Raw genomic sequence first — 20,643 nt, forward strand, 5'->3', positions numbered from 1 at the left:
AGGATGCGCGCGACCTCCTCACCGGCAGCTGCCGAGACCGCGAAGCGCCGGCTGAGCCCGCGGACGTTCGCGTTCGGTGCGCTGGCGCTGGCGTCGGTCGCGCTCTTCTCCGTGCTGGTGCCGGTGCACATCGCTCTGTACCTGCAGCCGGCGCCGCTGGCGTTCCTGTTCGGCGCGCTGCTGTGCGCCGCTCCCGTGGTCGCGGTCTGGTTCCCGCGGTCGTCGATCGCGCTGTTCGCTGTCGCCGCGGTCGCCCTGCCGCTTCCCGCCGCAGAGGCGGCGGCCACCACGTGGCCGTGGCCGTGGTCGGTTCCGGCGATGCTCGTGCTCATCCTCTTCGTCGGCGTGCTCGCGATCGTGCACGGCTGGCGTCTCGCGCTCGTCGCGTGGCTGCTCGCCATCGTGGGCACGCTCACGGTCGTCATCGGGCTGGCGGGCGCCCTCCCCGTGGCCGCAGGCATCGTGAACCTGGTGATCGTGACGTCGGTCTCGGGGGCGGCGCTACTCGTGGCCGTGCTGGTCGCGAGCCGCTTGCGCGTGGGCGCTGAGCTCAGCCGCGAACGCGAGCTGACGGCGAGCGAGCAGTCCCGGCGTGTGCTGGTCGAGGAGCGCACCCGCATCGCGCGCGAGCTGCACGACGTCGTGGCGCACGGGATGTCGCTCATCCAGGTGCAGGCGTCGACCGCGCGGTACCGCGTCCCCGGGCTCTCCGACGAGGCGCTCCAGGAGTTCGACGAGATCGCACAGACCGCACGCGAGGGACTCACCGAGATGCGGCGGCTGCTCGGCGTCTTGCGCACCGATGACCAGCAGGTCGATCTGGTCCCGCAGCAGGGTCTGCGCGACATCCCGGACCTGGTGCAGGGGCTCCGTCGCGCGGGCGCCGAGATCGACGCGAGCATCGCGCCGGCACCCGAGGGTGTGCCGAGCGCGGTCGACATCGCGGCGTTCCGCATCGTGCAGGAAGCGCTGAGCAACGCGGTGCGCCATGCTCCCCGCACGCGGGTCACGCTGGCGGTGGAGGCCGATGCCGCGGCGGTGCGCATCGTCGTCCGCAACGGCCCGCCCGATCCCGCGCAGCCGCCGGCACTGCCGTCGCCGCGCGGACACGGGCTGCTCGGCATGCGCGAGCGCGCCGCACTCGTCGGCGGTGAGCTCATTGCCGCACGCGACGCCGACGGGGGCTGGACGGTGCGCGCCCTGATCCCCCTCGCCGGCATCGCGACCGACCCGGACACCTTGACGACCACGGAAGGCCCACAGTGACGATCTCCGTCCTCATCGCCGACGACCAGGCCATGGTGCGGGCGGGCTTCGCCGCCCTGCTCGACGCCCAGGAGGATGTCCGCGTGGTCGGCCAGGCCGCCGACGGCGCCGAGGCCGTCTCGCTGTCCGCCCGGCTGAACCCCGACGTCGTGCTGATGGACGTGCGCATGCCGGAACTCGACGGCATCGCCGCGACGCGCCGCATCCTGGGCCCCGGCTATGCCGCCGCGCACGTTCCGCGCATTCTCATGCTCACCACGTTCGACATCGACGACTACGTCTACGACGCGCTCGAGGCGGGTGCGAGCGGGTTCCTCCTCAAGGACGCCCTGCCGGAGGACCTGGTGCACGCGGTGCGGGTCGTGGCCGCGGGCGACGCGCTGCTCGCGCCGAGCGTCACCCGGCGCATGATCGAGCACTTCGCCGCCCGTCGGCCGCGGGCCGGCCGAGCGACGGCAACGCTCCGCGAACTCACCGATCGCGAGCGCGAGGTGCTCACCCTCATCGGCCGCGGACGCTCGAACGCCGAGATCGCCGGCGAGCTCTTCATCTCGGAGCAGACCGTGAAGACCCACGTGGGCAAGGTGCTGGCCAAGCTCGGCGCACGCGACCGGGTGCAGGCGGTCATCTTCGCCTACGACGCCGGCCTGGTCGAAGCCGCCTCCTGATCACCCCACGGGGTGAGAGGACAACAGCACCACGGAGCGATGCCCTCGGTGTCGCCGCCTCCATAGCCTTCCGGAACGTACCCCGAGGAGGCCTCATGACCACCGTCCACCCCACCGCCACCGCGGTCGCTCCGACCGCACCGGGCGGCAGAGACCGCGCGATCGACCTCGCCCGTGCCCTGTGCATCAGCGCGGTGGTGGTCCTGCACGCGATGATGGTCGGCGTCACCGTGACCGATGCGGGGCCATCGTTCGTCAACGCGAGCGACGGCACCGCGTGGATCGTGCCGCTCAGCTGGGCGCTCCAGGTCATGCCGTTGTTCTTCGTCATCGGCGGGTTCTCCGGGGCGACGGCGTTCCGCAGGGCCCGAGCGCGGGGAGTGGACGGCGTCGGCTTCGTCGCGGGCCGCATACACCGCCTGCTCCTTCCCGCGCTCGTCACGATCGGCGCCGCGGGCGGGATGCTGGCGCTCCTCGCGGCGGCAGGGGTGCCCTCCGACCTCGTGACCCTGGCCGGATTCCGGTTCGCGCAGCCGCTGTGGTTCCTCGGCGTCTTCCTCGTATGCCAGGCACTTCTCCCCGCGCTGCTGCGCCTTCACGAGCGGGCGCCGCTGCGCAGCATCGCCGCACTCGCCCTGGCCGCGGCAGTGGTCGACGTCGCGCGGCTCACGACAGGAATCGAGGGACTCGGATTCCTGAACCTGGCCTTCGTCTGGCTGGCGATGCAGCAGCTCGGGTTCTTCCTCGCCGACGGCCGGATCGATGCGCTGTCGCGACGAGCGCGGGCGCTCTGGGTCATCTCGGCGGTCGCAGGCCTCGCGATCTCGTTCACGAGCGGCATCCACTCCCCCGATCTGGTCGCCAACATCAACCCGCCCACGACGGCGCTGCTGCTGGTCGGCATCGCGCACACCGCGCTGTTCTCGCTCTTCCGCGGCCCACTTGAGCGCCTCGCAGAGCGGCGGCTCCCCTCGGCGCTGACCGAGTTCGCCACCCCGCGTGCGATGACCGTGTATCTGTGGCACATGCCCGTCCTCCTGGGCCTCGCGGGACTGACCGCAGCCGCGGCGGTGGTGACCGAGGCACCGCTGCCGGCCGTCGACAGCGCGTCGTGGTGGCTCACCCGCCCGCTGTGGCTGGCCCTGGCGCTCACCGCGACCGGCCTCGTCGCACGGTCGCTCGCGCCGGTCGAGGCCCTGCCCGCCCCCACTGCGGCGCGCTCCGCGTGGCGTGTGGGCACGGCCGCCGTGGTGGGAACGGCCGCCGTCGCGATGCTGCTGGTCGCGGGCACCTCAGTCGTCACCGCGCTGGTGGCCGTCGCGCTTCTCGGTACTGCCCTGTACAGTGCGCGCGGGCCGGCGCCCACCGCGCGACGCCTGGCACTCGCGTGAGCGCGAGTGCGTCCCCGCGGCACGGCCCACACCGCGGATGTCGTAGATGGCGGACAGCGGATCGGTCGATCATTGGTGGACAGCGTCCAAGAAGCCCCGCGCGGGTCCCTCTAGGCTGAGTGCCATGTCATCCATCGCCGCTGCCCCGACCGCCTCCGCAGGGACCCGTCGCGTGCTCGCCGACGTCATTGCCCGCCCGTCCTCGCGCGCGCGCGCGTTCGCTCTCGATGCCGGTCTCGTCATCGCCGGTGCGACCATCGTCGCTCTCCTCGCCCAGGTGGAGATCCCGTTGTGGCCTGTCCCGATCACGGGCCAGACGCTCGGCGTGATCGTCGTGGGCGCCGCCCTCGGGGCGTGGCGCGGCGCCGCCGCGCTCACGACCTACATGCTGGTGGGGCTCGCCGGCCTCCCGGTCTTCGCCGGCTTCACCGGTACGCTCGCCGCCGTCGGCAAGCCGAGCTTCGGCTTCGTGATCGGCTTCATCTTCTCGGCATTCGTCGCCGGCTGGTTCGCCGAACGCGCCTGGGACCGCCGGCCCGCACTGGCGTTCCTCGGCTTCGCCGCGGCCAGCGCCGTGCCGTTCCTGTTCGGCATCCCGTACATGGCGTTCATCCTGAACGTGGTCATGGGTCTCGACTACTCGTTCGGGGCCCTTCTCGAGGCGGGCCTGCTCCCGTTCATCGTCGGCGGCCTCGTGAAGGCGGCGCTCGCCGCGGCGATCATCCCCGGCGCGTGGGCGCTCGTGCGCGCGGCGGACAAGACGAAGGAGTGACCGGATGCCTCCTCACGAGGCATCCGTCATCGACAGCCCCGGCCGGATCGGCCGGGGCTGTCGTGCACGTGCGGTATGTGTCGGCGCGGATTGGCAATCTGGAAAACGGCTGGGTAAGGTTGGCCTTACTGCGCCCGAATAAGGGCATCCTTACCTAATCTTCCGGAGGATTCCGTGCGCCTGAACCGCCCCGCTGCTGCCACCGCGATGCTCGCCATCACCGCGATCGCCCTTGTCGGGTGCGCGAACGCAGCCGCCGACGACGACACCACGACCGGCTCCGCGTCCGACGACGGCTTCCCGGTCACGATCGAGCACGCGTACGGTGAGACCGTCATCGAGTCCAAGCCCGAACGCGTCGCGACGGTGGCGTGGTCGAACCAGGAGGTGCCGCTGGCGCTCGGCGTCGTCCCGGTCGGCATGGCCGAGGTCACGTGGGGCGACGACGACGGCGACGGCGTGCTGCCCTGGGTCGAGGACAAGCTCGAGGAACTCGGCGCCGAGACGCCCGTGCTGTTCGACGAGACCGACGGGATCGACTTCGAAGCGGTCGCCGACACGCGGCCCGACGTGATTCTCGCCGCCAACTCCGGCATCACGCAGGAGGAGTACGACACGCTGTCCAAGATCGCGCCGGTCGTCGCCTACCCCGGGGCGGCGTGGGGCACGTCGTACGAGGACACGATCCGCCTCAACTCGCAGGCGCTGGGCCTGGCGGAGGAGGGCGATGCTCTCATCGAAGAGCTGCACGGCGAAGTCGACGCCGCGCTCGCGGACTACCCGGAGCTGGCCGACTCACGCGTGCTGTTCTCGTACATCGACCCGTCGGACTTCAGCCAGATCGGCTTTTACACGAGCACCGACACGCGACCCGGATTCCTCGAGAGCCTCGGCTTCCCCGTGCCGACCGTCGTGACCGAGGAGTCGGACGGCGAGGCCTTCTACACCACGGTGAGTGCCGAGCAGGCGGACCGCTTCGCCGACGTCGACGTCTTCGTCACCTACGGCGACGCCAGCGGCTCGATCATCGCGCAGCTCCAGGCCGACCCGCTGCTGTCGCAGATCCCGGCCATCGCCGAAGGCCGGATCGCGATCCTCGAGGAGTCGACGCCGCTGGCCGCCTCGGCCAACCCGTCGCCGCTGTCGATCGGCTGGGGCGTCGATGAGTACTTCGCGCTGCTCGCCGGCGCGCTCGGCTGATCCCACCCGGAGTCTGATCGGAGTGGCTGTCATCGAGACCTCCGCCACGCTGCCGGACGCCGCATCCCTGCGGCGTCCGGCGGCGGTGCGGCTGGCGTGGCTCGCGGCGTGTCTCGCGGTGCTCGCCGCGCTGTGCGTCGCCTCGGTCGCGTTCGGTGCCCGCGATGTCGGCCTGGCCGACATCCTGGCCGGCCTCACCGGCGACACGAGCGGCGTCGCGCAGGCCGCCGTAGTCGCCCGCCTGCCCCGGACCGTGCTCGCGATCGCCGTGGGCGCCGCGCTCGCGATGTCGGGCGCGGCCATGCAGGCGGTGACCCGCAACCCGCTCGCCGATCCCGGCATCCTGGGGATCTCGGGCGGAGCGGCGCTCGCCGTGGTCATCGGCATCGCCTTCTTCGGCATGTCGGACCCGTACGCCTTCATCGCGGCATCCATCATCGGCGCCGGCGGCGCCGCGGTCTTCGTCTACACCGTCGGCTCGCTGGGTCGCGGCGGCGCGACGCCGCTCAAGCTGGCGCTGGCGGGAGCAGCGACGTCGGCCGCCTTCATGTCGCTCGTGAGCGCTGTGCTCCTTCCCCGCGTCGACCTGCTCGAGACCTTCCGGTTCTGGCAGATCGGCGGTGTGGGCGGCGCGACGTGGGAGCGGATCGCCACCATCCTCCCCGTGCTCGCGATCGGTGCGATCATCACTATCGCCTGCGCCCGCGGCATGAACTCGCTGGCGCTCGGCGACGACGTCGCCACCGGTCTGGGCGAGCATGTGATGCGCACGCGGCTCATCGCGTCGGCCGGCGCCGTCATCCTGTGCGGCGCCGCGACCGCCATCGCCGGGCCTATCGCGTTCGTCGGCCTGATCATCCCCCACTTCTGCCGGCTGCTCGTCGGAACCGACCATCGCTGGCTCCTCCCCTTCTCGGCCGTGGCCGGAGCGGTCCTGCTGCTCGCAGCCGACGTCGTCGGTCGTGTCATCGCGCGACCGGACGAGATCGAGGTCGGCATCCTGACCGCGCTCGTCGGCGCCCCGTTCTTCATCTGGATCGTCCGGCGCCAGAAGGTGAGGGAGCTGTGAGCACCCAGACCCTCTCCCCGGTGTCGGCCCAGATGGTGGTCACCGGTCGTCGACGCCGCGCGCGGCGGCGCACCGCGGTGACCGTCGCCCTCGCCCTCGGCGTCGTCCTCGTCTTCGCCGCCTCGCTCATGATCGGGCAGACCTTCTACGGACTCGACGACGTCGTGCGCGTCATCCTCGGCGAGACCGTGCCGGGCGCGTCGTTCACCGTGGGCGAGCTGCGCCTGCCCCGCGCCGTCCTCGCGATCCTCGCCGGCTGCGCGTTCGGAATCGCCGGCGTCACGTTCCAGACGATGCTGCGCAACCCGCTCGCGTCTCCCGACATCATCGGCATCACGGCCGGCGCCAGCGCGGCCGCCGTGTTCGGCATCGTCATCCTGTCGCTCGACGACACCGCCGTCTCGATCCTCGCGGTCGCCGGCGGGCTGCTGACGGCACTCGCGATCTACCTGCTCTCGAACAAGGGCGGCTTCGCCGGAACGCGGCTGATCCTCATCGGCATCGGCGTGGCAGCCATGCTGGATGCGGCGGTCACCTACGTCCTGTCGAAGGCGGCGTCCTACGACCTGCAGGCGGCCATGCGCTGGCTCACCGGGAGCCTCAACGGGGCCACCTGGTCGGCGGTCCTTCCCCTCGCGCTCGCGAGCGTGGTGCTCGTGCCGGCGTTGCTGTCCCGGGGCCGCGACCTCAACGTCATGCGCCTCGGCGACGACGCGGCGGCGAGCCTCGGCGTGCGACTGCAGGGCAGCCGGGTGATCACCATCGTGGCGGCCGTGGCCCTGCTGGCCTTCGCGACCGCCGCGACCGGGCCCATCGCGTTCGTCGCGTTCATGGCCGGCCCGATCGCGGCGCGGATCGTCGGCCCGGGAGGCTCGCTCCTGCTGCCATCCGCCCTCGTGGGGGCGCTGCTCGTGCAGCTGGCCGATCTGCTCGGGCAATTCGCGTTCGACAGCCGCTACCCGGTCGGGGTCGTCACCGGCGTTCTCGGCGCCCCCTTCCTCATCTACCTCCTCATCAGGACGAATCGAGCGGGAGGCTCGCTATGACCGAATCACACCGCCTGTCGGCCGAGCAGCTGACGCTGTCATACGGCGACCGCACGATCGTCGAGGGCCTCGATCTCGTCGTCCCGCCCGGGAGCATCACCGCGATCGTGGGGGCGAACGGATGCGGCAAGTCGACGCTGCTGCGCGCGCTCGCGCGCCTCATCTCACCGCGAGAGGGTCAGGTCGTCCTCGACGGCAAGGCGCTGCACGGTCGCCCGACCAAGGAGATCGCGCGGACGCTGGGGCTGCTGCCGCAGAGCCCCATCGCCCCCGAGGGCATCGCGGTCGCTGACCTCGTCGGACGCGGCCGTCACCCTCACCAGAAGCTGCTGGCGCGCTGGAGCGCCCACGACTACGAGGTCGTCGCGCGCTCCCTCGCGGCGACCGGGATCGAGGACCTCGCCGACCGCTCCGTCGACGAGCTCTCGGGCGGCCAGCGCCAGCGCGCGTGGATCGCGATGGCGCTCGCGCAGGAGACCGACATCCTGCTGCTCGACGAGCCCACCACGTTCCTCGACGTCGCCCATCAGGTCGAGGTGCTCGATCTGCTCACCGACCTCAACCGGGAGCGCGGCACCACGATCGTGATGGTGCTGCACGACATGAATCTCGCCGCACGCTACTCCGACCACCTGTTCGCGCTGCGCGCCGGGCGGATCGTCGCCGCGGGCGCCCCCGGCGACGTCATGACGAGCGAGCTCATCCGCGAAGTGTTCGATCTCGACGCGCTCGTGGTGCCCGATCCCGTGTCGGGGTCCCCCATCGTCCTCCCCCGCGGCCGGCACCACGTGTCCGCCACGATGCCCGCCGCCGCGTCCGTCGGCGCGTCCGCCTCATCCTGACAGGAGCCCCGTTGTCCGACGCCGATGTGCCCTACCGCTTCTTCCGCGCGCGTGTCACCGCGATCGCCGATGTGACGCCGAGCTTCCGCCGCTTCACGTTCGGCGGCGACGATCTCGGCGACTACGGGGACCCGGGTCTCGATCAGCGCGTCAAGATCGTGTTCCCGACGCGCACGCTGGGCCTCGACCAGATGCCGACCGGTGACGACTGGTACGCCCAGTGGCGTGAGCTTCCCGACGACCGGCGTCTGCCGTTCCGCACGTACACGACCCGGTACGTCCGCAATCACGTCGGCGAGGTCGACGTCGACATGGTGTCGCACGACGTGATCGGGCCGGCCTCCGACTGGATCGCCCGCGCGCGCATAGGGGACGAGGTGCTCATCTACGCGCCGACCGCGGCGCACAGCGGCGTGAGCTTCGGCATCGACTTCGTGCCGCCGGCCCGCGTCGACGCCATCCTGCTCGCCGGTGATGAGACGGCCGCTCCGGCGATCGCCGCGATCCTCGAGCAGCTGCCCCGCGACGCGCGCGGAGTGGTGGCCGTCGAGCTGCCGCACGCCGACGACGCCGCCTACCTCCCGCAGCACCCCGGCTTCGAGTACCGCATCGGCGCGCGCGGTGACGGCGACCGTCACGCGCACCTGGTCGAGTCGGTGACGGATGCCGCGGCCCGGCTGGTGCCTGCCGGCACCGGCGCCGACGTCGAGGAGGTCGACATCGACACCGGCATCCTGTGGGAGGTGCCTCGCACCGCCAAGGGCGGAGCCGCGCTCAAGAGCGCGCGGCTGTACGCCTGGCTCGCGGGCGAGGCCGGTGCGATCAAGGCGCTGCGCCGCCACCTGGTGTCGGAGCGCGGCGTCGACCGCCGCGCGGTCGCGTTCATGGGCTACTGGCGTCTCGGCCGCGCAGAGAACACCTGAGCACCGCCTCGGGCGGTCGGCGCCGCGCCGGCGTCAGCCGCGCGGCGACGCCTCGTGCGCGTGGCCGAGCCGGAGACCGGGTACCAAGGCGCCGAGCGCGAGCACCATGGCGATGACGAACACGGCCGGGAATCCGGCATCCGTCCCCGCCAGCGCGGTGAAGACGAGACCCATCACGGCGATCGACGACGCCGAGCCGACGGCATCCGAGATCGACAGCGCCGACGAGTTGAACCCCTGGTTCTGCGCGGTCGAGTAGGCCAGCGTCAGCACGGTCAGGCGCGGGTACATCAGGCCCATGCCCCCACCGGCGAGCGCCCAGCCCGCGATGACGACCGCGGGATGCAGTCCGAGGAGCGCCGTGGCTGCGGCGACGACCAGCGCCGCCACGAGCAGCGCGGTGCCGATCAGCGTGATGCGGGTGTTGCCGATGCGGTCGCCGGATCTGCCCTGCACGTCGGCGGCGCTCGCCCACGCCAGCGCAGCGGCCGTGAGGCCGAGCCCCGCCCATGTCGGCGAGAACCCGTACTCGTCGATGAGCAGGTACGGCACGTAGATCTCGGCGCCGAACAGCGCACCGGCGATCAGCCCGCGCATCAGCACCACGCTCGGCAGTCCGCGAGCGGCGAGCAATGTGCCGCGCGGCAGCAGCGGCCGCGATGCGAGCCCGATGACGACGACGGATACCGCCACCGCCGCCCACGCCCACGTGCCCAGTTCGCCCGCGAGGCTGAGGCCCAGGGCGCCGACGGCGACCGCCACGGCGCAGGCCAGCCGCGGCGCGATGCGCGAGGTCGCCGGCTCGTCGGTGTGGAGCGGGAGGCCGTGCAGGCGCGCCACCACCATGGCGAAGGCGACGACCGTGAGCGCGGCGACGCCCAGGAAGACCCACCGCCAGTGCAGGAACTCCGTCACGGCTCCCGCCAGGAACGGGCCGATGAGCGAGGGCACCACCCACGCGGCCGAGAACGCCGCGAAGACGCGACCGTGCATCGCACCCGGATAGACACGGGCGACGACCACGTACAGCGCCACGGTCTGCCCGCCGGTGCCGAGGCCCTGCACCAGCCGCCCGGCGACCAGCGCCGGCATCGTGAGGGCGAGGCCCGAGATGAGCAGTCCGATGACGAACAGGCCGACCGCCGTGCTCAGCGGTGCGAGCACGCCGCCACGATCGCACCACGCGCCGACGGCGACCATGCCGATGACGCTCGTGGCGAGAGTTCCGGCGAACGCCACGGCGTAGAGGCGCTCACCGTCGAGGTCGGCGCTCACCACCGGCATCACCGTCGTCACCGCGAGTGACTGGATCGCCGCGAGGAAGATCAGGGCGACGGCGCCGACCGTCACCCAGACGAACCGGCCCTGCCAGATGCCCGTCGAGGGCTCGGACGCCGTCTTCATGATCGCGCCAGGGCGCCGATGCGCTCCACCGCCTCGCGGAGCAGCTCGGGCGCGCACCCGAAGTTGATGCGGACGTGCCCCGTGCCCTCGACGCCGAACAGCGGTCCGTGATGCAGCGCCACCCTCGCGTCGCGCAGCACCTTCACCGCGGGGTTGTCGCCCCAGCCGTACGCCGACAGGTCGACCCACGCCAGGAAGCCGGCGTCGGGCGGCAGGTAGCGCGCCTGCGGCAGGTGCTCGGCGAGCAGCTCCGCCAGGAGCAGGCGGTTGGCGTCCAGGGCGGCGAGCAGACTCGCCAGCCACTCGTCGCTCTCGGGCGAATAGGCCGCGACGTTCGAGAGCGCGCCGAACAGGCCGGTACGCCACTCGACCTCCCACGGCAGCGAGCGCAGCTTGGCGCGCTGGGGGTCGCCGCCGGCGACCATCACCGCGCACTTGAGGCCGGCGAGGTTGAAGGTCTTGCTCGCGCTGGTCACCGCGTAGCCGACGCGTCGCGCCGAATCCGACGCCGCCAGGAACGGCGTGAACGCCGTCGGCGCGTAGGTCAGCGGACCGTGGATCTCGTCGCTGATCACGGTCGCGCCGAACCGCTCGGCGACATCCGCCAGCGCCGCCAGGCTCTCGGGCGTGTGCACGGTCCCCGTGGGATTATGCGGGTTGCACAGCAGCACGGCGCGTGCGCCGCTCAAGAGGGCGGTCTCCACGCCGAGGAGGTCGATCTCCCAGCCTGCCTCGCTCGCCGTGAGCGGCACACGCTCGACGACACCTCCCGCCTCCTCGACGGTGTCGTAGAACGGCGGGTACACGGGAGGCATGACCACGACACGGTCACCCGGCTCGATGACCTTGCGCAGGATCTCGACCACGCCCATCATGACATCGCCCGTCCAGAACACGTCGGCGGGGTCGACGTTCCACCCCCAGCGGCGCTCGGCGAAGCCGGCGAAGGCCTCGCGGACTCCGGGGTCGGGCGGGGTGTAGCCGGTGTCCCCGAGCTGCACCGCTCGCGTCAGGACGCGCGTGATCTCGGGCGCCAGGGCGTAGTCGGTCTCGGCCACGAAGAACGGCAGCACGTCCTCCCCGTACTTCCGCCACTTCGTGCTCGTGCGCTGACGCAGCTCGTCGAGGGGCAGTGCTTTCAGGGGGGTGACGCTCATCATTCGACCCTATCGAGCCGCGGCGACATGCCGCCGCCGCGTGTCACCGTGTGAAACCGGCCCAGGCGTCAGATCGCGAAGCCGAGCGCGCGCATCATGTCGCGCCCGTCGTCGGTGATGCGCTCGGGGCCCCACGGCGGCATCCACACCCAGTTGATGCGGAACCGCTCGACGATGTCGTCGAGCGCCTGTGCGGTCTGTTCCTCGAGCACGTCCGTGAGCGGGCAGCCGGCCGACGTGAGGGTCATGTGGATGACCAGCGCGTCGTTCTCGTCGTCCCATGCGAGATCGTAGATGAGGCCGAGGTCGACGACGTTGATCCCGAGCTCCGGGTCCATGACGTCCTTGAGGGCCTCGGTCACCTCGTCGTACTTCTCGGAAGTGAGGGTCGCCGTCATAGGTCGATCCTACGCTTCGCTGGCGACGGGAGCCTCGGCGGGCTCCTCTTCGCCCGCGGGGAGGTAGCGGTCGTAGCCCTCGTCCTCGAGCCGGTCGGCGAGCTCCGGGCCGCCCTCCTCGACGATGCGCCCCTGCACCATCACGTGCACGAAGTCGGGATGGATGTACCGCAGGATGCGGGTGTAGTGCGTGATGAGCAGCACACCGAGGTCGTTGTCGGCCTTGGCGCGGTTGACACCCTCCGAGACGATCTTCAGCGCGTCCACGTCGAGGCCCGAGTCGGTCTCGTCGAGAACGGCGATCTGCGGCCGCAGCAGCTCCAGCTGGAGGATCTCGTGGCGCTTCTTCTCGCCGCCGGAGAAGCCCTCGTTGACGTTGCGCTGCGCGAACTTGGGGTCCATGCGCAGGTTCTTCATCGACGCCTTGACGTCCTTGGTCCACGTGCGGATCGAGGGCGCCTCGCCGTCGATCGCGGTCTTCGCGGTGCGGAGGAAGTTCGTGACGGTCACGCCCGGGATCTCGACCGGGTACTGCATCGCCAGGAACAGACCGGCGCGCGCCCGCTCGTCGACCGACATCGCGAGGACGTCCTCGCCGTCGAGCGTGATCGAGCCGCTCGTGACGGTGTACTTCGGGTGGCCGGCGATCGTGTAGGCGAGCGTCGACTTGCCCGAGCCGTTGGGACCCATGATCGCGTGGGTCTCGCCCGTGCGGATCGTGAGCGACAGACCGTTGAGGATCGGCGTGGTGCCAGCATCCGTCTCGACCGTCACATGGAGGTCGCGGATCTCGAGAACAGACATTCTTCAGTACCTTCTTCAGTTCACTTCGAGCGTGACGGTCGCGTCGACGAGCACGTCGTCGCCGTCGACGGTGACCGCGAACACGGGGACCGGCTCGTACGCGGGGAGATTGAGGGGCTTGCCGGTGCGCAGCGAGAACGCCGAGCCGTGGGCCCAGCACTCGAGCGACTCGCCGTCGACGAAGCCCTCGGACAGCGAGATGTCGCCGTGGGTGCAGACGTCGCCGATCGCGTGGACCTCGCCGCTGGAATCCAGCACCAGGGCGATCGCGACGCCGTCCACCTCGACACGGCGGGCCTCGTCCTGGACGAGGTCGCTGAGGGCGCACACGCGCTGCGCGGTCATCGGCCGGCCTCCTTGGCGAGTTCTTCCTCGATCGCGGCGAACAGCTCCGCCTCGAGGTCTGCGACACCGATCTTCTGCACGATCTCGGCGAGGAAGCCGAGCACGACGAGCCGTCGCGCCTCCTCCTCGGCGATGCCGCGCGCCTGCAGGTAGAACAGCTGCTCGTCGTCGAAGCGCCCGGTGGCGCTCGCGTGGCCCGCGCCGCGGATGTCGCCGGTCTCGATCTCCAGGTTCGGGATCGACTCGGCACGCGCGCCTTCGGTCAGGACGAGGTTGCGGTTGGCCTCGTACGAGTCGGTGCCCACGGCATCCGGTCCGATGAGGACGTCGCCGATCCACACCGTGCGGGCTGCCGCGCCCTGCAGCGCGCTCTTGTACAGCACGTCACCCGAGGTCTCGGCGCCCTTGTGGTGCAGGTACACCTGGCTCTCGAGGTGCTGCCCCGAGTCGGAGTAGCTGAGGCCGTAGAGCTCGGCGCGCGAGCCGGTGCCGGCGAGCTCCACCGTCGGGTTGACGCGAACGACGCCGCCGCCGAAGCTGACGACGACGTGGCGGAGGGTCGCGTCGCGCTCGACGCGGGCCTGGTGGGAAGCGACGTGCACGGCGTCGTCGTCCCACCGCTGCACGGTCACGAGCTCGAGGTGTGCGCCTTCGCGCACGATGATCTCGACGTTCTGCGCGTGCTGGGCGGTGCCGCTGTGGCGGAACACGACGGTGGCGTGCGAGTTCGCCTGCGCCTCGACCACGACGTGCGCGTGCGCCAGGCCGCCGGTGCCGGTCAGCGACACCACGATCGGCTCGGTGTACTCGGCGCCGGCCGGGATCCGCAGCAGCGGCGCCTCGGTCTCCTGCTTCCAGGCGATAGCGCTCGGCAGATCCTCGGGGCGGAACACCTCGCCGCGGGGGGCGGTCCCGATGGTCAGTCGCTCCTGCACGAGACTGGCCGGTGCGTCGACGTCGACGTTGACCACACCGTGCGGTCCTGTCTCGTCGACGAACAGCGGCTGGACCTTGGCGGTCGGCGTGTGCTTCCAGTTGACCTCGCGGCCGGTGGGCACCTCGAAGTCGGCGGGGTCGAACGACCAGGGACGCTCGGAGCGAGTCTGAACCGGCACGAACGCGCCGGCGCCATCGGTGTGGCCCTTCGCGCCGGGAATGGTGGGGGCCTCAGTGGTGGGGCTCATCTAGCCGACGGATCCTTCCATGCCCATCTCGATGAGCTTGTTGAGTTCGAGCGCGTACTCCATGGGCAGCTCGCGAGCGATCGGCTCGATGAAGCCGCGCACGATCATCGCCATGGCCTCGTCCTCCGGCATCCCGCGGCTCATGAGGTAGAAGAGCTGCTCCTCGCTGACCTTCGAGACCGTCGCCTCGTGACCGAGCTGCACGTCGTCGACGCGGATGTCGATCGCCGGGTACGTGTCGGAGCGCGAGATCGTGTCGACCAGCAGCGCGTCGCAGCGCACCGTGTTCGCCGAGTGGTGGGCGTTCGCGTCCACACGCACCTCGCCGCGGTAGCCGGCGCGGCCGCCGCCGCGGGCGATCGACTTGGACACGATCGACGACTGCGTGTACGGCGCCATGTGGATCATCTTCGCGCCGGCGTCCTGATGCTGGCCCGGACCGGCGAAGGCGACCGACAGCGTCTCGCCCTTGGCGTGCTCGCCCATCAGGAAGATCGACGGGTACTTCATCGTGACCTTGGAGCCGATGTTGCCGTCGATCCACTCCATCGTCGCGCCCTCGTGGGCCACGGCGCGCTTGGTGACGAGGTTGTAGACGTTGTTCGACCAGTTCTGGATCGTCGTGTAGCGCACGCGGGCGTTCTTCTTCACGATGATCTCGACGACGGCCGAGTGCAGCGAGTCGCTCTTGTAGATCGGGGCCGTGCAGCCCTCGATGTAGTGAACGTACGAGCCCTCGTCCGCGATGATGAGCGTCCGCTCGAACTGGCCCATGTTCTCGGTGTTGATGCGGAAGTACGCCTGCAGCGGGATCTCGACGTGCACGCCCGGCGGCACGTAGACGAATGAGCCGCCCGACCACACCGCGGTGTTCAGCGCCGCGAACTTGTTGTCGCCGGCCGGGATGACCGTGCCGAAGTACTCCTCGAAGAACTCGGGGTGCTCGCGCAGCGCGGTGTCGGTATCCATGAAGATGACGCCCTGCGCCTCGAGGTCCTCGCGGATCTGGTGGTACACGACCTCGGACTCGTACTGGGCCGCGACGCCCGCGACCAGGCGCTGACGCTCCGCCTCGGGGATGCCGAGCTTCTCGTACGTGTTGCGGATGTCCTCGGGAAGCTCTTCCCAGGACCCCGCCTGCTTCTCGGTGGAGCGCACGAAGTACTTGATGTTGTCGAAGTCGATCTCGCTGAGGTCGGCGCCCCAGGTCGGCATCGGCTTGCGGCCGAACAGCTGATAGCCCTTCAGCCGGGTCTTCAGCATCCATTCGGGCTCGTTCTTGAGCGCCGAGATGCCACGCACCACGGACTCGTCGATGCCTCGCTTCGCCACGGCTCCCGCGGCGTCGGCATCATGCCACCCGAACTCGTAGACACCCAGGCTGTCCAGCTCCGGGCGATCGATCAGCACATCAGACATCGTCACGTTCTCCTCCGGGTCCTAGCGGTGTGATCCGCCCCGGCATCCGTGTTCTCCGGTGGAGATACCGGAGGGGGGATGCCGCTTCTCGGGCCCTCTCAAGCGGCGCCGATCATCGCGCCTAGACTGTCAGTGGTGCGCGGTGCTGGGAACTGCACCGCTACCGACCCCTCGATTCTACAGGTTCCACCCCGACGCGGACGCGCCCCGTACGTCACGCGCGGCATTCGGAGCCTCTGCCAGGAGGCGACGACCAGCATGTCCGCGCAACAGTCCACGACGACGGCCCCGGGAATCCTGCAGCGCTTCTGGCTGTGGCTTCCCGATCGCGTCGACCGCCGCGTGATCGCGGCCGCGTGGGCGACGCTGGTGGTTCAGATCGGCATCGTCGGCACCGGCGGCCTCGTCCGCCTCACCGGCTCCGGCCTCGGCTGCGACACGTGGCCGCGGTGCAACGAGGACTCGTTCGTCCCCGTCCCCGAGGTCTCGGGCGTGCACGGCTTCATCGAGTTCGGCAATCGCCTGCTGACCTTCGTGCTGGTCGCCGTCGCGATCATCATGTTCCTCTTCGTCGTCCGCATGCGCCGCGAGCGCCGCGACCTGTTCTGGCTGTCTCTGCTGATCGGCCTCTATGTGCCCCTGCAGGCCGTCATCGGCGGCATCACGGTCCTGACGAACCTCAACCCCTACGTCGTGGGCCTGCACTACTTCGCGTCGGTGCTGCTGGTCGCGCTGGCTGCCGTGCTCGTGGTGCGCGTGTACGCCGAGCCCGGCCCGCGCGTGCTCGCCGTGCCCCGCTGGTACGCCGCGGTGACGCACGTGACGACGGCGTTCGTCCTCCTCACTGTCGTCGTCGGCATCCTCGTGACCGGTTCCGGCCCCCACGCCGGCGACGGCGGCGCCGCCCGCAACGGCCTCAACCCCGAGCTGATGCAGCACATCCACGCGTGGCCGGGATACATCACCTTCACACTCACGCTGGTGCTGGTGGCCGGCTCGTGGCGCACTCCCCCGGCGCTGCGTCTGCGCCTGTGGACGCTGCTCCTCCTCGGAATCGAACTCGTTCAGATCGTCGTCGGACTCTGGCAGGCGCGGACCGGGCTGCCGATCGTGCTCGTCAACATCCACATGGTGCTCGCCGTCGGGCTCGTCGCCGCGATGACGGCCGTCGTCATGCATCTCAAGGCGACCGCGCGCCAGAGCGTCCACAGCTGATCCATAGCAACCCGATTGGCGTCGCACGGACTCCTTTGCGAGGGTGGGATGCCGCGGCCACCACGGGTCGCGCATCCCGAGGAGTGATCGACACATGTCCACCCGTCCCCGTCTCATCCGCAGCATCCCGTTCTGGGGCCTCGTCGTCGTCTCGCTGGCGACCGTCGCCGGCGGCTGGTTCATCACCACCGACAAGATCGCCTCGATGACGACGACCCTGACCGACGGCACCGCGACCGGTGTCGACGTCTACGTCGGCCAGTCCATCGCCCAGCTCGGCGGGATCCTCATCGGCGCCGGCATCGTCGGAATCCTCCTCGCGCTCGGCATCGCCGCCCTCTCGACGCTGCGCCCGCACGCGCCGGTCGAGGTCGTCGAGCCCATCGACTGGGACTCCGAGGCCGACACGATCGACGCCGCGCCCGAGCGCACCGACGCCGCTGAGCCGGCCGTCGACACCGAGGTCGACGCACCCGTCGCCTCGCGCTGATAGACGTGGAAGCCGCAGGGAGCCCCGTGCTCTCTGCGGCTTCTTCGTATCCGCCTGCGCCGCGCCGTCAGGCCAGCGACCGTGCCCGCGCGGTCTGCTCGCGCAGCCGCTGGCGCTCCGCTTCGCTCCCGGCGAGCCGGGCGGCTTCCGCGTACGCGTCGGCCGCCTCGGCCCAGCGGCCGAGATCCATGAGGAACGCGGCCCGCGCCGCGGGCAGGTACGGGTATCGCACGAGCGCAGGATCGGCGGCGACCGCGTCGACGGCCGCCAGCCCGGCCGCAGGCCCGTCGCGCATGCCGACCGCGACGGCGCTGTTCAGAGCGACCACGGGGCTCTGCCAGGCCTGAGCCAGCAGCCGGTAGAGGTCGGCGATCCGCGTCCAGTCGGTGTCCGCCCACGTCGGCGCCTGCGCGTGCACAGCGGCGATCGCGGCCGAGATCGCGAAGCGGTCCACCGCCCCCCTCGACGCGGTGGCGAGCAGCGCGAGGCCCTCGTCGATGAGCGCGCGGTCCCACCGGGTGCGGTCCTGGTCGGCCAGCAGCTCGTCGCGGGTGTCGCGGCGGGCGTCGATGAGCAGCATGAGGGCGAGCAGCCCCGCCACCGAGCGATCGGCGGGCAGCAGTCCGTGCAGCATCCGGGTGAGCGCGATGGCCTCCTCCACGAGGTCCGTCCGGACGACGGCATCCCCGGAGGGCGGCGCGTGCCCGACGGTGAACACCAGGTAGAGCACATCGCAGACGACCCCGACGCGTTCGGGAAGCTCCCGGGCGTCCGGCACGCGGAACGGGATGCGTGCCGCGGCGATCTTGCGCTTCGCGCGCGTCACGCGCGCCGCCATCGCGGATTCGCCCACGAGGAAGGCCGCTGCGATGTCGCCCGTCGACACGCCGCACACCAGCCGCAGCGTGAGCGCGACCTGCGCCTCGCGGGCGAGGGCGGGGTGGCAGCAGGTGAAGATCAGCCGCAGCCGATCGTCCGAGTGCCATGACTCTTCGTCGGCGGGCACGTCCTCCCGGACGAGCAGCGGGAGGCGGCGCCGCAACGCGGCCTCCCGTCGCAAGACGTCCCTCGCGCGGTTGGCGGCGACCGTCGTCAGCCACGCACCCGGACGATCCGGGATGCCGCGCGTCGGCCACAGATCGACCGCCCGCGCGAACGCCTCCTGCGCGCACTCCTCGGCGAGGTCGAGGTCGCCGGTGAGCCGCGCCGTCGCCGCGACGACCGCCGCCCACTCGGAGCGATGCGCGCCGGCGAGAGCGACGCGGACCTGCACGCCAGGAGCCGTCGACGCCCCGGCTGGGCCCAGCCGGCCGGACGTCCCGTGCGCCGCGCCGGCGCCGGCGCCCGATGGAGCGGACGTGGGAACCATCGTTAGGAGTGATCCACCAGCGGGTGCACCTGCACGCCGCCGTGGCCCTCGGAGGTCTCATGCAGCAGGCCGGCCAGGCCGAGCGCCGCGTCGAGGTCGGGCACGTCGACGAGGTAGAACCCGCCGAGGACCTCCTTGGTCTCCAGGAAGGGACCGTCCGTCACGAGCGGCCGCTCTCGACCGGCGCGCAGGGTGGTCGCCATCCGGCTCGACTCCAGCTCGCCCGACGCGATGATCGCCGAGCCGCCGCGTTCGCGGAACGCGGCGTGAGCGCCATCGACCGCCCGCTTCTCGTCTTCGCTGCGGGCGTCCCACTGCGCCTCGTCGCCGTAGATTAGGATCAGATACTGCGCCATGCCGTCCTCCTTCGCCGTCGAGAGGCATTGTGCCCCTCATCCATCCGACGAACGAGCCCCCGCCGGAATCGACAGGGCCGCGGATCAGAACGGCAGCAGCGGGTCGACGGCGATCGCGACGAAGAGCAGGGTCAGATACGTGATCGAGGCGTGGAACACACGCATCGGGCGCGGCTCGGTGCCCCGCACCGCGCGGTTGTAGAGCACGTGCGACTCATAGATGAACCAGCCGCCGAAGACGAGCGCAGACACCGTGTAGACCAGGCCCATGCCGGCGACGGGAATCAGCAGCAGGGAGCACACGACGGTGGCCCACGCGTACAGGATGACCTGCAGGCCGACCTGCGAGCCGCCGCGCGTGGCTCCGAGCATCGGCACCTGGACGCCCTCGTACTGGTCCTTGTACTTCATCGACAGCGGCCAGTAGTGCGGCGGCGTCCAGAGGAACACCAGCGCGAACAGGATCACCGGCGGCCACGCCAGCGAGCCCGTGACGGCCGTCCAGCCGATCACCACCGGGAAGCACCCGGCGATGCCGCCCCACACGATGTTCTGCTCCGTGCGGCGCTTGAGGATCATCGTGTAGATCACGACGTAGAAGAAGATGGCGGCCGCCGACAGGGTCGCCGCCAGCCAGTTCGTGGTCAGCCACAGCCACACCGTCGAGAACACCGCGAGCGACCAGGCGAAGATCAGCGCACCGCGGGGCGAGACCTCGCCCGTGACGAGCGGCCGGTTCACCGTGCGCTGCATGTGGGCGTCGATGTCGCGATCGAGGTACATGTTGAATGCCGCCGCCGAGCCGGCGCTCGCCGTGCCGCCGACGACGGTGGCGACGACCAGCCAGACGTCCGGGAAGCCGCCCTCGGCGAGGATCATCACCGGAACCGTCGTCACCAGCAGCAGCTCGAGCACGCGCGGCTTCATCAGCGCGACGTAGGCGCGAATGGTGCGGCCGAAGCTCTGCCGAGGCCGGCGGGGTGTGTCGAGGGTCCCCACGTCCGCGCGTGCGGACTCCGCCGCAGCCCCGGCCGTCTTCGTGCTGTCCATGACCCCCGCAATCGCCGCCTGCAGATTCGCCCCAAGTCTAGGGCATCGGCGTGTCGCGCCCCGCGCCCGGTGACCGCCCTCGACGGCGCGGCGGATCACAACGGGGGTTCGTCGCAGGTGAGCAGAACGTGACGCCCGCGACACCCGGATGTCATGGACGGCGCACAGCCCTTCGCAAGACTGCGTCACATACACGTCTCGCATGGCCTCGGCGGTCTACCCCTTCGCTATGCTGAGAAACACGCGCGCCCGTCGCCGATTCCCCCTTATCCATC

21 protein-coding genes are annotated in these 20,643 nt (G+C 70.9%); 11 read left to right on the top strand and 10 right to left on the bottom strand.

The window, feature by feature from the left end; all coding sequences use genetic code 11:
• Positions 1-3 precede the first annotated feature (3 nt).
• The 9 genes from Q9R08_RS08165 to Q9R08_RS08205 all read left to right on the top strand — a co-directional run bounded on the left by Q9R08_RS08165 (position 4) and on the right by Q9R08_RS08205 (position 9,177).
• Complete coding sequence (locus Q9R08_RS08165; RefSeq protein WP_308867402.1) at positions 4-1,266, top strand: sensor histidine kinase; 1,263 nt, start codon at positions 4-6, stop codon at positions 1,264-1,266.
• Positions 1,263-1,934, top strand: a complete 672-nt coding sequence (locus Q9R08_RS08170; protein ID WP_308867403.1) for a response regulator — start codon at positions 1,263-1,265, stop codon at positions 1,932-1,934. The genes Q9R08_RS08165 and Q9R08_RS08170 overlap by 4 nt, the downstream gene beginning before the upstream one ends.
• Positions 1,935-2,029: 95 nt before the next feature.
• Entirely contained in the window at positions 2,030-3,325 is a 1,296-nt protein-coding gene (locus Q9R08_RS08175) for an acyltransferase family protein (protein WP_308867404.1), read from the top strand.
• A 124-nt stretch (positions 3,326-3,449) separates the two neighbouring features.
• The gene (locus tag Q9R08_RS08180) at positions 3,450-4,097 is read left to right on the top strand and encodes a biotin transporter BioY (protein ID WP_308867405.1); all 648 of its coding nucleotides are present in this window, start codon (positions 3,450-3,452) and stop codon (positions 4,095-4,097) included.
• Positions 4,098-4,271: 174 nt separating this feature from the next.
• Positions 4,272-5,297, top strand: coding sequence for an iron-siderophore ABC transporter substrate-binding protein (locus Q9R08_RS08185; protein ID WP_308867406.1), 1,026 nt, complete (start codon positions 4,272-4,274; stop codon positions 5,295-5,297).
• Between the two features lie 22 nt (positions 5,298-5,319).
• Entirely contained in the window at positions 5,320-6,366 is a 1,047-nt protein-coding gene (locus tag Q9R08_RS08190; RefSeq protein ID WP_308867407.1) for a FecCD family ABC transporter permease, read from the top strand.
• A gap of 32 nt (positions 6,367-6,398) precedes the next feature.
• Positions 6,399-7,412, top strand: coding sequence for a FecCD family ABC transporter permease (locus tag Q9R08_RS08195; RefSeq protein WP_308867694.1), 1,014 nt, complete (start codon positions 6,399-6,401; stop codon positions 7,410-7,412).
• Positions 7,409-8,254, top strand: a complete 846-nt coding sequence (locus Q9R08_RS08200; protein WP_308867408.1) for an ABC transporter ATP-binding protein — start codon at positions 7,409-7,411, stop codon at positions 8,252-8,254. Before Q9R08_RS08195 ends, Q9R08_RS08200 begins: the two co-directional genes overlap by 4 nt.
• 11 nt (positions 8,255-8,265) lie before the next feature.
• The gene (locus tag Q9R08_RS08205; protein ID WP_308867409.1) at positions 8,266-9,177 is read left to right on the top strand and encodes a siderophore-interacting protein; all 912 of its coding nucleotides are present in this window, start codon (positions 8,266-8,268) and stop codon (positions 9,175-9,177) included.
• A 33-nt stretch (positions 9,178-9,210) separates the two neighbouring features.
• Here the strand turns inward: Q9R08_RS08205 and Q9R08_RS08210 are convergent, their stop codons facing one another.
• From Q9R08_RS08210 to sufB, 7 genes are all read right to left on the bottom strand, one after another.
• Positions 9,211-10,581 (bottom strand): MFS transporter, encoded by a 1,371-nt coding sequence (locus Q9R08_RS08210; protein WP_308867410.1) that lies wholly within the window; start codon positions 10,579-10,581, stop codon positions 9,211-9,213.
• The gene (locus Q9R08_RS08215; protein ID WP_308867412.1) at positions 10,578-11,738 is read right to left on the bottom strand and encodes a MalY/PatB family protein; all 1,161 of its coding nucleotides are present in this window, start codon (positions 11,736-11,738) and stop codon (positions 10,578-10,580) included. Before Q9R08_RS08215 ends, Q9R08_RS08210 begins: the two co-directional genes overlap by 4 nt.
• A 68-nt stretch (positions 11,739-11,806) precedes the next feature.
• Positions 11,807-12,136, bottom strand: a complete 330-nt coding sequence (locus Q9R08_RS08220; protein ID WP_194415642.1) for a metal-sulfur cluster assembly factor — start codon at positions 12,134-12,136, stop codon at positions 11,807-11,809.
• A 9-nt stretch (positions 12,137-12,145) separates the two neighbouring features.
• Positions 12,146-12,940, bottom strand: coding sequence for a Fe-S cluster assembly ATPase SufC (gene sufC / locus Q9R08_RS08225; RefSeq protein ID WP_308867413.1), 795 nt, complete (start codon positions 12,938-12,940; stop codon positions 12,146-12,148).
• A gap of 15 nt (positions 12,941-12,955) precedes the next feature.
• Positions 12,956-13,285, bottom strand: a complete 330-nt coding sequence (locus Q9R08_RS08230) for a non-heme iron oxygenase ferredoxin subunit (RefSeq protein ID WP_163619466.1) — start codon at positions 13,283-13,285, stop codon at positions 12,956-12,958.
• Complete coding sequence (gene sufD / locus Q9R08_RS08235; RefSeq protein WP_308867415.1) at positions 13,282-14,469, bottom strand: Fe-S cluster assembly protein SufD; 1,188 nt, start codon at positions 14,467-14,469, stop codon at positions 13,282-13,284. Before sufD ends, Q9R08_RS08230 begins: the two co-directional genes overlap by 4 nt.
• Positions 14,470-15,888, bottom strand: coding sequence for a Fe-S cluster assembly protein SufB (gene sufB / locus Q9R08_RS08240; RefSeq protein ID WP_308867416.1), 1,419 nt, complete (start codon positions 15,886-15,888; stop codon positions 14,470-14,472). It lies immediately after the preceding gene.
• 258 nt (positions 15,889-16,146) lie between these two features.
• Here sufB and Q9R08_RS08245 point away from each other — a divergent pair, with 258 nt between their 5' ends.
• A complete protein-coding gene (locus Q9R08_RS08245; RefSeq protein WP_308867417.1) occupies positions 16,147-17,103 on the top strand; it encodes a COX15/CtaA family protein in 957 nt (318 codons plus the stop codon).
• A 94-nt stretch (positions 17,104-17,197) separates the two neighbouring features.
• Complete coding sequence (locus Q9R08_RS08250; protein ID WP_308867419.1) at positions 17,198-17,593, top strand: dinucleotide-utilizing enzyme; 396 nt, start codon at positions 17,198-17,200, stop codon at positions 17,591-17,593.
• 67 nt (positions 17,594-17,660) lie between these two features.
• Here the strand turns inward: Q9R08_RS08250 and Q9R08_RS08255 are convergent, their stop codons facing one another.
• From Q9R08_RS08255 to Q9R08_RS08265, 3 genes are all read right to left on the bottom strand, one after another.
• Positions 17,661-18,866: an RNA polymerase sigma factor gene (locus Q9R08_RS08255; RefSeq protein ID WP_308867421.1), complete on the bottom strand. Its 1,206-nt coding sequence runs from the start codon at positions 18,864-18,866 to the stop codon at positions 17,661-17,663.
• A gap of 98 nt (positions 18,867-18,964) precedes the next feature.
• Positions 18,965-19,318, bottom strand: a complete 354-nt coding sequence (locus tag Q9R08_RS08260; RefSeq protein WP_308867422.1) for a YciI family protein — start codon at positions 19,316-19,318, stop codon at positions 18,965-18,967.
• 84 nt (positions 19,319-19,402) lie between these two features.
• Positions 19,403-20,368, bottom strand: coding sequence for a heme o synthase (locus Q9R08_RS08265; protein ID WP_308867423.1), 966 nt, complete (start codon positions 20,366-20,368; stop codon positions 19,403-19,405).
• Positions 20,369-20,643: the final 275 nt, after the last annotated feature.

Origin of the sequence: Microbacterium psychrotolerans (genome assembly GCF_031085295.1) — a bacterium.
In the GTDB taxonomy this organism is placed as follows: Bacteria; Actinomycetota; Actinomycetes; order Actinomycetales; family Microbacteriaceae; genus Microbacterium; species Microbacterium psychrotolerans.